Annotated in this window: 7 protein-coding genes; 1 reads left to right on the top strand and 6 read right to left on the bottom strand. The window is 61.8% G+C overall.

All coding sequences use genetic code 11. The annotated features are described in order from the left end of the window. The first annotated feature begins 892 nt into the window (after window positions 1-892). Window positions 893-2,857, top strand: a complete 1,965-nt coding sequence (locus QZ564_RS17935) for a M23 family metallopeptidase (protein WP_297113049.1) — start codon at window positions 893-895, stop codon at window positions 2,855-2,857. Here QZ564_RS17935 and QZ564_RS17940 read toward each other — a convergent pair. The 6 genes from QZ564_RS17940 to ptsP all read right to left on the bottom strand — a co-directional run. Beyond that, window positions 2,854-3,201: a VOC family protein gene (locus QZ564_RS17940; RefSeq protein ID WP_297113054.1), complete on the bottom strand. Its 348-nt coding sequence runs from the start codon at window positions 3,199-3,201 to the stop codon at window positions 2,854-2,856. The two genes, QZ564_RS17935 and QZ564_RS17940, sit on opposite strands and share 4 nt — an antisense overlap. Window positions 3,202-3,355: 154 nt before the next feature. Further along, on the bottom strand, window positions 3,356-5,971 hold the full coding sequence (gene clpB / locus QZ564_RS17945) for an ATP-dependent chaperone ClpB (protein ID WP_297113057.1): 2,616 nt from the start codon (window positions 5,969-5,971) through the stop codon (window positions 3,356-3,358). Window positions 5,972-6,203: 232 nt separating this feature from the next. Further along, window positions 6,204-6,806 (bottom strand): DUF4167 domain-containing protein, encoded by a 603-nt coding sequence (locus QZ564_RS17950; protein ID WP_297113059.1) that lies wholly within the window; start codon window positions 6,804-6,806, stop codon window positions 6,204-6,206. Between the two features lie 341 nt (window positions 6,807-7,147). Continuing rightward, a complete protein-coding gene (prmC, locus tag QZ564_RS17955; protein WP_363312496.1) occupies window positions 7,148-8,092 on the bottom strand; it encodes a peptide chain release factor N(5)-glutamine methyltransferase in 945 nt (314 codons plus the stop codon). Continuing rightward, window positions 8,026-9,102 (bottom strand): peptide chain release factor 1, encoded by a 1,077-nt coding sequence (gene prfA / locus QZ564_RS17960; RefSeq protein WP_297113064.1) that lies wholly within the window; start codon window positions 9,100-9,102, stop codon window positions 8,026-8,028. The genes prmC and prfA overlap by 67 nt, the downstream gene beginning before the upstream one ends. Before the next feature lie 171 nt (window positions 9,103-9,273). Continuing rightward, window positions 9,274-11,109 (bottom strand): phosphoenolpyruvate--protein phosphotransferase (ptsP, locus tag QZ564_RS17965; RefSeq protein WP_297113067.1); only part of this gene is annotated, 1,836 nt, incomplete at its 5' end.

Consider the following 11,109-nt stretch of genomic DNA (forward strand, 5'->3'; position numbering starts at 1 on the left):
ACTCTCAAGTTTGAAATCTGACTATTGTCGCTAGATGCACATTTGCGTTCTTGACGAGGACACACATCAATCGCGCTAACCAAAGTCAGCGCATATTAAAGAGTGTACCTCAGAAAACGTGCACCCATCGAAGTCTTCTTAACTTCCACCAGGATCGCTCCAGGCTTCCGTTCGCAAGAACATCGCCGTCCACGTTTCTCTTTCTTCTTTTCTTCACAATGTCAGAGAACTGACCCATCGCCGTCACCGGCTGATACGTCATGCGGAAGCTCGGCTTCCTGAAGGTCTTTCAGAGAACGCGATCTTGTTTCCGGTTGCCCGGCAGATCGTCTGCCCTGTCAGATTGCGCTGATCAGTGGGAGCAACAAGTGCTCGCGTCGTCAACGCTGGCGGGTTGTATTCGAGACGTTTTCGTCTGTCAACACCCTGTTTTCGTATTTTCGACGGAGGCCGAAACTCGAAAACCTGAAATCAGAATTTGCATTTGATTTCAGAGGCTTGCTTCCAAGTTCGCCGCCGTTTGGCGCCGCGCTCTTCAGCGATGGGCGGGTTATAGGGATGACCTTTGCCCTTGGGAAGCCCCCAAATGACAAAAACGACATTTTTCATCTCCGGCCCGTGCCGGGCATGTGGAAAACTCGACTGGATCACCAGTGATTTCCGCTTCTTGCGGCCGCTAAGGCAAAATGGGAGGCGGCCATAGCTATTTCAAGAGGTCGGGAGAAGCCGCGACCGAATAGGGAACTCCCAGTTTTGCCGCATTCTTCGGTAATAGGGCATAACCATTGCTATAGCGCGTGCGCATACGTAGGTTATGCGCGGCGCCTTGGCGTCCAAGCCGGATGAACCGGCAGGGGAAACCTGATCCGCCACCCAGTGTAAGGATGGAGCGTTGAACGCGACGCAGAGACGACGCCACGCAGCCATGCTGCAGGCGACCGGCTATGAGGACGGTCCGGCGCTGACCGTGCAATCCACCGATGGAGAAATCCCGCAGGGCCGCGAACTCAGCTTCGCCTGGTTGACCGGGACGGTTCTGACCGGACTGACCAGCGTATTGTTGATGGGTGCGGCCCTCTATGTGTCCTTTCAGGGACAGGATACCTTTTCGACGGCCTATGCCGCGCTCAATCTGGCCGCTCCGCGTATCGATCAGCCGCTGGCCACTGATCTGACCTCCAAGACATCGCGTCTCAGACCTGTGGCCGCCACCCGATCGGACCGCGAGATCATCGAGGCCTCGACCCGCCAGACGGTCGACGGTCGGGAGATCATCCGCAACCAGCCTTTCGTGCGCATCAGCGCCACGCTGGCGACCACGGCGACGTCCCTGTCTGCGGATGTGCCTGCCTATGATCCGGTCGCCATTCTCAACAAGACCCAGCCGCTGACAAGCGCCGCATTGGATATCGCCACGGACGTTTACGGTACGGACGTCGACGGCGAGGTGGCCGTCAACCAATCAGCGCTACCCCCAGATTTCGTTCCGAGCCGCAGTGTGTCGGACCAAAGCGCGGCCGACTTCGTGCGCGCCATGGTCGGGGCACCCTATAGCATTGATGGCGCGGGTCCGGCCCTTGCCTACGCCGCCCTGGCGCCATCTCTGCGGGAACTGGCCGTCGATCAGGCCAATACCATCGTCGGGGTGGCCGAAAACGTGACCGTGGTTCCCAAGACGACACTCGCCTCCGGAGAATCGCTGGGCCGCACCGAACGATTCCTGACGGTACGCGAAATCGGCCCCCTGGCCGATACCCTGGAACGCAATGGCTTTACGCCCGCCCAGGTCAAGATGGTCGAAAGCACCCTGGCCAATTTGATGCCGGCGACAGGACTGCCCGCCGGTATTCGGTTGCGCATCCTGTATGGACCGCTGAGCAAGGACGCCACGAGCCTGGTACCCTACAGGATGTCCATCTACCGCCCGGACGGCGCACCGGGCGACCGGCACATCGCAACCGTAGCCTTGAGCGACAACGGTCAATATGTGGTGGGCCTGCAGCCCGATTGGGTGGACTTCCCCGCCGAAGATGTCGAGCAGATCAATGTCGGCAACTTGCCGACCATCTACCGCTCCATCTGGGAAACCGGGCGCAAACACGATCTGAGCGACCAGACCATTGAGCGCATCATCGCCATGTTCGCTTATGACGTCGACATGACCAAGCGCATTGCCGCGGGCGATACGATCGAGATACTCGAGGCGGCCGACACCGGCGAAGGTGCCGAAGACGAATTGCTCTATGTCAGCCTCACCCTGTCCGGCACGACGCGGCAGCTTTATCGCTTCACCACCGACGACGGCGTTGTCGATTTCTACGACCCCGACGGTGAAACCGGCAAGCGCTTCCTCAATCGCCGCCCGCTGGAAGGTGGCGGCACGCTGCGCTCGCGCTTCGGCTACCGCATTCACCCCATCTTCAAGACTCGCCGCCTGCATACCGGCGTCGATTTGGCCGCGCGCACCGGCACCCCGATCTATGCGGCCGGCGATGGCGTGATCAGCTATTACAAATGGCAATCCGGTTACGGCAACAAGGTCGAGATCCAGCACGTCAATGGCTACGAAACTGCCTATGGGCACATGTCGCGCTATGCCGATGGCCTGGGCGTCGGCTCAAGGGTCCGCCAGGGTCAGGTTATCGGCTATGTGGGCTCGACCGGCCAGTCCACCGGGCCGCATCTGCACTTCGAGATCAAGATCAACGGCAATCTGGTCGATCCGCTGAGCGTCAAACTGCCCAAGGACAATGTTCTGGCCGCGCAGTATCGCGATGAATTCGACCAGACCATTGCCCAGATCAACGATCTTATGGCCCGTGAACCTGCGCCCGTCTCGGTGGCGCAGACCAATTAGAGCGTTTCGGGCCGGTCCACATAGACGGCCAGTTCGTTGCCACCCGGTTCCCGGAAGTGGAAACGCCTCCCGCCTGGGAAATCATATTGGGCCCGCGTGATGACCCCACCGGCGGCGACCACCCGGCGCTCGGCATCGTCCAGGTCATCGGTCTGGATCACGGCCATGGTGGCGGTGACCCGTTCCGGCGCCTGATCCACGCCGCCGCCAACTCCTGCGCCTTCAATACCGTCGTAGTCGGGCCCGTAGCTGGTGATCCCCCATCCGAAGGCAGCCTTGAAGAAGGCGCTGGTCCTGGCGCGGTCCGATGATGGAAATTCGATATAGTTCAGCCGGTCAGCCATGCGTGATCCTCTCCATCGTCGTTTGTTCCTGTTATGTTCTAAACGACCTTTGCTCAACCGACAAGGGGAATGTGTCCTCTTCCGATTTTCTATCGGAACCAGACACAGCGAAGGGCCGGTCAATCGACCGGCCCTTCGCGAGCGCTATGACGACCTACGCGGCAGCGTCCGCCTCGCCTTTGCCGCCAGGTCGCAGGATAATGCCCGTGTCATCGGCGTCGACCAGCACATGACCGCCATCGCTGACCGCCCCCGAGAGGATTTCCTCGGCCAGCTCATCCTGCACTTCACGCTGGATGACGCGCTTGAGCGGGCGGGCACCATAGGCCGGGTCATAGCCCTCATTGGCCAGCCAGTCGCGGGCCTTGGGGGTCAGTTCCAGCGTGATGTCCCGGTCCTTGAGCAGGGCTTCGAGCCGGCCGAACTGGATGTCGACGATATTGCCCATATGCTCTCGCCCGAGGCGATGGAACAGCAGGATCTCGTCGATCCGGTTGAGGAACTCGGGCCGGAACGCCGCCTTGACGGTATCCAGCACACGGCCTCGCACCAGCTCCACCGGATCGCCATCCTTCAGCTCAACCAGATATTCCGCCCCCAGATTGGAGGTGAGGATGATCACGGTATTGCGGAAGTCTACCGTCCGGCCCTGACCGTCTGTCAGGCGCCCATCATCGAGCACCTGCAGCAGCACATTGAACACGTCCGGGTGTGCTTTTTCGATCTCGTCGAACAGCACCACCTGATAAGGCCGGCGACGCACAGCTTCGGTCAGGACGCCGCCCTCGTCATAGCCGACATAGCCCGGAGGGGCACCAATCAGCCGGGCGACCGAATGCTTTTCCATGAATTCCGACATATCCAGCCGCACCATGGCGGTCTCGTCGTCGAACAGGAACTGCGCCAGCGCCTTGGTTAGCTCGGTCTTGCCTACGCCGGTTGGCCCGAGGAACATGAACGAACCGATCGGGCGGTTGGGATCCTGCAGGCCAGCCCGCGAGCGGCGCACTGCCTTGGCCACGGCGGCCACCGCCTCGGTCTGCCCGATGACCCGCGCGCCGAGAGAGCTTTCCATATGCAGGAGCTTTTCGCGCTCGCCCTCCATCATCCGATCGACAGGAATACCGGTCCAGCGCGACACCACCTGGGCAATATCGGTGGATTCCACGGTTTCCTTGGCCATCACCGGGTCCGGCTTGCCATCGCCATCCGCGTCATCGGCAGCGGCAAGCCGCTTTTCGAGATCCGGGATGACGCCATAGGCCAGCTCGCCAGCCTTGGCCAGATCACCCTGGCGCTGCGCAATTTCGAGCTGTGAACGGGCAGCGTCGAGCTCTTCCTTGATCTTGGTCGAGCCCTGCAGGCGTTCCTTTTCCGCCAGCCATTTGGCCGAAAGTGTCTGCGCCTGCTCTTCGAGCCCCGCCAAATCATGCTCAAGTCGCTCAAGCCGGGTCTTGGAACCCTCGTCGGTTTCCTTCTTCAGCGCCTCGCGCTCGATCTTGAGCTGCATGATGCGGCGATCCAGCTCGTCAAGCGCCTCGGGCTTGGAATCGACGGCCATGCGCAGCCGCGCGGCGGCCTCATCCATCAGGTCGATGGCCTTGTCCGGCAGGAAGCGGTCCGTGATGTAGCGGTTCGACAGCGTCGCCGCGCTCACCAGAGCCGAATCGGCAATGCGGATGCCGTGATGCAGCTCGTATTTTTCCTTGAGGCCACGCAGGATCGAGATGGTGTCTTCCACCGTGGGCTCGGACACGAAGACCGGCTGGAAACGCCGGGCCAGGGCCGGGTCCTTTTCGACATGCTTGCGGTATTCATCCAGCGTGGTCGCACCGACGCAGTGCAGTTCGCCACGCGCCAGAGCCGGCTTCAGGAGGTTGGACGCATCCATGGCGCCTTCACTCTTGCCCGCGCCCACCAGCGTATGCATCTCGTCGATGAATAGGATGATCTGCCCTTCGGCCGACTGAACCTCGGAGAGCACCGATTTCAGGCGCTCCTCGAACTCGCCGCGATATTTCGCGCCGGCGATCAAGGCCCCCATGTCGAGTGCCAGCAGGCTCTTGTTCTTGAGCGATTCGGGCACATCGCCATTGACGATGCGAATGGCCAGACCTTCGGCGATGGCCGTCTTGCCCACGCCGGGTTCACCGATCAGCACCGGATTGTTCTTGGTGCGGCGCGAGAGGACTTGAATGGTGCGGCGGATTTCCTCGTCCCGCCCGATGACCGGGTCAAGCTTGCCCTCGCGCACATCCTTGGTCAGGTCGCGGGCATATTTCTTGAGCGCATCATAGGCGCTCTCGGCAGAGGCACTGTCGGCGGTACGGCCCTTGCGGATTTCCTCAATGGCGGTGTTCAGCCCCTGCGCCGTCACGCCGGCAGAGCTCAGGATCTTGCCGGCATCGGTGTCCTTTTCGATCACCAGCGCCAGCAGCAGCCGCTCAACCGTGACAAAGCTGTCACCCGCCTTCTGCGCAGCCTGTTCGGCGGTATCGAAGACGCGTGCCAGTTCGCGGCTGAGATAGAGCTGGCCGGCATCCCCGGAGACCTTCGGAATCTTGTTCAGCGCGGCTTCAACACCAGCGCGCGCGGCCTTGGCATCACCGCCTGCACGCTCGATCAGCCCGTTGGCCATGCCCTGGTCATCGTCCAGCAGGACCTTGAGCAGGTGGATGGGCGAAAACTGCTGATGCCCCTTGCCCAGCGCGGCAGTCTGCGCACTCTGGATGAAGCCGCGCGCCCGCTCGGTATATTTCTCGATATTCAATGCAACTCTCCTTGTCTCGCCCGCCATCCGGCCCGTTTCGGCACCGCAATGACGTCGGAAGCGTCGTTTGAACCATGCCCATATTGGCGCATCGTTTGACCTAGATGTAGGTCATCCCCGCGCGCACAAAAGGGGCGCCAGGGCAGATTCTCCCGGGAGACATCTCCAGTCCTTGATCGGAAACAAAAATGCCGGGCGCGGGCCCGGCATTTTTCAGTCGATTTGCAGCGTTCTACTCGGCCGCATTTCCAGTCAGGAAGGCCGGCAGTTCCGGTGCCTCCGACTGCGGCGCATTGCCAGCATCCGCATTGCCTTCACCCCCCGCATTGCGGCGGCGGCGCGGACGACGCTCACGCGGCTTGCGGGCCGGCTGTTCGCCATCGCCCTCAGTCGGCGCCGAAGCAGCGGCTTCCTCTGTCGGTTGGGCAGCGGGGGCTTCGGCCGCACCCGCGTCGCTCTCACTGTCTCCACCGCCCTGTTGCACGGGCTGGGGCGGCTGGGGTGAAGAGAAGCGCGAATTGACGTCGTTGCCGTCATCTTCGAATTCGTTCTCGTCCTGGCTCTGACCATCGCGCGGGCCACTCATTGCCTGCTGGGCAGAAGATACGATGCGGAAATAGTGCTCGGCGTGCTGCAAGTAATTCTCGGCCATCACCGAATCGCCGGAGGACTGGGCATCGCGGGCGAGTTGCAGGTATTTCTCGGCGATATGGGCGGCGTTGCCGCGCACCTTCACGTCGGGGCCATTGCTCTCATAATTGCGCGACAGCGGATTGACATGTTTGCGTCCGCCGTTCCGGCCACGCTGCCGGTTCTTGTTCTGATTAGGTCTCATAGGGTCGCTTTGTCTTACTCTTAAAAGCTAAGCGTCACATCACTGGGCGGATCGGCAAAGGCCCGATCTGGCCCCTGACCCCGTCGGCGGTAAGTGCGCACCGGGCGGAATCTTAACTGGCTTCATGAAGACCGAATGCGGTCGGCAGCGACCCTGGACAAGTCCGTCCCGTCCCTCGCGTCGTCCCGGACTTCCGGAACCGCGCTGCACCAGCAGCTGATAGCATTTTGGATCGGGTGTGATCGCCGCGGCGCCCATGATGCGCCATTGACAGCAGTTACAAACTAACTGCTTTGCCCGGGTTTGACTAGCACAAACTGCATTTGCCCATCCGGCCCGGTCTATACGCTCCTCAAGTGGTGCGCCGATATCACACGATCAAGACCGTTGAGGTCCTTGTGAACGGTGACTTCGGCAAAGCCATGCCGGGAAAAGAGCGCGCTGACGCTCTCCCCCTGGTCATATCCGATCTCGACCAGTACCTGTCCCACGGGACGCAGGAAATGCGCCGCCGCTGCCGCGATAACTCGATAGGGCGCCAGCCCGTCCGGCCCGCCATCCAGTGCCAGGCGCGGATCGAAATGTCTTACCTCCGCTGCCAGCGTCTCGATTGTGGCACTGGCAATATAGGGCGGGTTGGAGGTGATGACGTCAAACCTCTCATCTCCCGCTGTCGAGGGTATGGCGGTGAGCGCTTCGAACCAGTCTCCTTGCGCCAGGGCGAGGCGCTCGCTCACCCCGTTGCTACGGGCATTCGTCTCAGCCATGCCGAGCGCTTCGGAACTGATATCTGTGGCCAGCCCACTGGCGTCGGGGCAGTGGGCCAAGACAGCAATAGGAACGCAACCGGTTCCGGTGCCCAGGTCAAGCAGCCGCCCCCCTTGAGGTAGGGCTTTTATCGCCAGATCGACCAGCAGTTCCGTATCCGGTCGTGGTTCAAGCGTCGCGGCGTTGAGCCGGAAGGCCAGTCCGTAGAACTCTTTTTCGCCAATGATGCGGGCCACCGATTCACCGCTCATGCGCCGCTGCACGAGCGCGGCAACGCTCGCTGCGCCATCGACGGAAACCGGCTCCAGCTCACGGGTTGCCAGCGCCAGGGCGTCGAGCCCCAGGCCATGGCCCGTCAGCAATTTGGCATCAAGGGCGGCCGTTTCGAATCCCAAGCGGGACAGCACGTCGCGCCAGCCGCGCCAAAGCGTGCCGATGCTGACCGGCTCGCTCAGTTGCCCTGCTCCATGGCGGCCAGTTGCGCCGCCTGGTTCTCGGTAATCAATGCCTCGATCAATTCGTCCAGCGCCTCACCGGCAATCACCTTGTCCAGCTTGTAGAGCGTCAGATTGATCCGGTGATCGGTCACACGCCCCTGCGGGAAATTATAGGTGCGGATACGCTCGGACCGGTCGCCCGACCCCACCTGGCCCTTGCGTTCGGCGGACCGGGCACTGTCACGTTGCTCGCGCTGCATTTCATACAGTCGCGACCGCAGCACCACCAATGCCTGCGCCCGGTTCTGGTGCTGGCTCTTCATGGCCGAGGTGACCACGATGCCGGTGGGGATATGAGTCACACGCACCGCCGAATCGGTGGTGTTGACGTGCTGCCCGCCGGCGCCTGACGCGCGCATGGTGTCGATGCGGATGTCTTCGGGCTTGATCTCGATATCGATGTCTTCGACTTCCGGCAGCACAGCGACCGTCGCCGCGGACGTATGAATGCGCCCCGACGCCTCGGTCGCCGGCACACGTTGCACGCGATGCACACCGCTTTCATATTTCATGCGCGCATAGACACCCTTGCCCGACACATTGGCGATAATTTCCTTGAAGCCCCCCATTTCGCCAGGGCTTTCCTCCATCACCGTCACTTTCCAGCCGTGCGCGGCCGCGTAGCGCTCATACATGCGGAACAGATCTCCGGCGAAGAGGGCAGCTTCGTCGCCGCCCGTACCGCCGCGGATTTCCAGAATGATGGATTTTTCGTCTGCCTCGTCCTTGGGCAGCAGCAGGATGCGAATTGTCTGTTCGAGTTTTTCGATGGCTTCGTCGAGGTCCTCGATCTCGGCCTCGGCCATCTCGGCCATTTCCTTGTCGCCACTCTTGAGCAACGCTTCGGCCTCTGCCCGATCCCTGAGAGCCTTCTTGTAGGCCGTGATCTCGCTCACGATCTCGCTGAGATCGGAATGCTCCTTGGATAGGCGGGCGAGCTCATCCGGGCTGGCGCCACCGCTCAGCGCGGCTTCGATATATTGAAAGCGCGTTTCGAGTGCGTCGAGCTTATCCTGGGGTAGGCTGGGCATTCTTGGTCTTTCAGCGTGGCAACCGCGACTTCTTCTGTCTTCCCGGCATCGTCCGGTGCCCATCTTGAGATGGTTGCCCTGCACGGGTCTCAGGATGGGGTCCGGCCAGAAGCCGGAGACAGCCGGGGTGTAATGACCCCGGCGCCCAACATCAAGCGGCCAATGCCGCCCCTACCCCATGGGCAGCTTCTGCTTGTCCACCCACTCGGTCAGCAATTCGCGCACCGAATGCCCGTTTGCACCCACGCTCAGCGCTTGGGAAACAGCCGCCTGGATCGGTTTCAGCTCGAGATTGAGAATCATTTCCTTGATCGGACCGATCGAAGCAGGCCCCATGGAGAGCCGCGTCATGCCAATGGCCATCAAGGCAAGCGCCTCCATCGGCTTTCCGGCCAGCTCGCCGCACATGGTAACCGGCTTGTTGTGTCGCGCCGCAGCGTCGACCACGAGGCGGATGGCCCGCAGCCGCGGCAGGGCGATGGGGTCATAGGCCTTGGAAACGCGTGGATTGGCGCGGTCGGCCGCGGTCAGGAACTGTACCAGGTCATTGGAACCGATGGAGACGAAGTCGCTTTCGGGCATGATCTGGTCGAGTTCGAACAGCAGCGAGGGCACTTCCACCATCGCCCCGATCTCGACTTTTTCGGGAACAGGCTGGCCGGCGCGCTTCAGCCGCTCGATTTCCTTTTTCAGCACCAGCTTGGTCTGGCGGAACTCGAAGGTCTCGGTGACCATGGGCACGAGGATCTTGAGCGGTCGTTCACGCGCTGCCAGCAACAGTGCCCGGATCTGGGTGCGCAACAGGCCGGGGCGGTCCAGCCCCAGCCGGATCGAGCGATAGCCCATGGCCGGATTTTCCTCGGCCGCCGAGCGCAGATAGGGCACCACCTTGTCGCCGCCGATGTCGAGCAGACGGAACACCACCGGCCGGTCGCCGGCGATCTCCATGGCCTCCGCATAAAGATCGACCTGTTCCTGCAGGCGCGGCAGGCGGCTGGCGATCATGAATTGCAGTTCGGTCCGGAAAAGCCCGACACCGGCCGCACCGGTGTCGTCCAGCATCGGCAGGTCAGCCACGAGACCCGAATTGTGCAGCAGCGTGATCTCGACGCCGTCCCTGGTGACGCTCGGCCTGTCCTTCAGGGCCGCATAATGCGCCCGCCTCTTGGCCGAAATCTTGACCTTGTCGACGTAAGTCTGTTCGACATCGGGGGTGGGCCGCAAATGCACCTGGCCCAGGGGCCCGTCGATTATGATGTCATCGCCCGTCTCGCACATGGAGACGATTGATTGCGCCTGGCCCACCGCCACGATGCCCAGCGAGCGCGCCACGATGGCGACATGAGCGGTGGCGCCGCCCTCTTCGAGCACCACGCCGCGCAATTTCTTGCGGTCATATTCGAGCAGTTCTGCCGGGCCCATGTTGCGGGCGACGAGAATGGCATTGTCGGGCAGGTCTTTGCGACCCAGCGCCTCTCCGTCACCAGTCAGCACCCGCAATAGCCGGTTGGCCAGGTCATCCAGATCATGCAGCCGGTCGCGAATATAGGGATCGGTCTGCCGCTGCATGCGCGCCCTTGTGTCGTTCTGCACCCGCTCGACTGCCGCCTCGGCCGAAAGGCCGTTGTCGATCGCCTCGGTCAGCCGGTTCACCCAGCCCCGGTCATTGGCGAACATGCGATAGGTCTCGAGAATCTCCCTATGGTCGGAGGTCGGCTGCATGTCGCCATGATCGAGCATGGCATCGATCGAGACCCGCATGGAGGCCAGCGCCTTTTCGAGACGCTGCTTTTCCGCCTCGGTATCCTCGGCAATGAAATTGGTCACCACCACGCGCGGGTCGTGCAGCACCACGGTACCGAGCGCGATGCCATCGGTGAAGCTGACGCCATTGAACATGCGAGGCCGCCTGAGATCGATATCCGATCCCGGCTTGATCAGATTGTCGAAATCGCTGGTAGCGATCATCTCGGCCAGGATTGTGGCCGTGGTCAGCATCGCCTCGGT

Origin of the sequence: uncultured Devosia sp., from assembly GCF_913055165.1 — a bacterium.
In the GTDB taxonomy this organism is placed as follows: domain Bacteria; phylum Pseudomonadota; class Alphaproteobacteria; order Rhizobiales; family Devosiaceae; genus Devosia.

Excerpts from the sequence above, each read along its gene's own strand:
- QZ564_RS17950 (WP_297113059.1), bottom strand. The coding sequence starts at position 6,806 with ATGAGACCTAATCAGAACAAGAACCGGCAGCGTGGCCGGAACGGCGGA.
- QZ564_RS17940 (WP_297113054.1), bottom strand. The coding sequence starts at position 3,201 with ATGGCTGACCGGCTGAACTATATCGAATTTCCATCATCGGACCGCGCC.
- prfA (WP_297113064.1), bottom strand. The coding sequence starts at position 9,102 with ATGCCCAGCCTACCCCAGGATAAGCTCGACGCACTCGAAACGCGCTTT.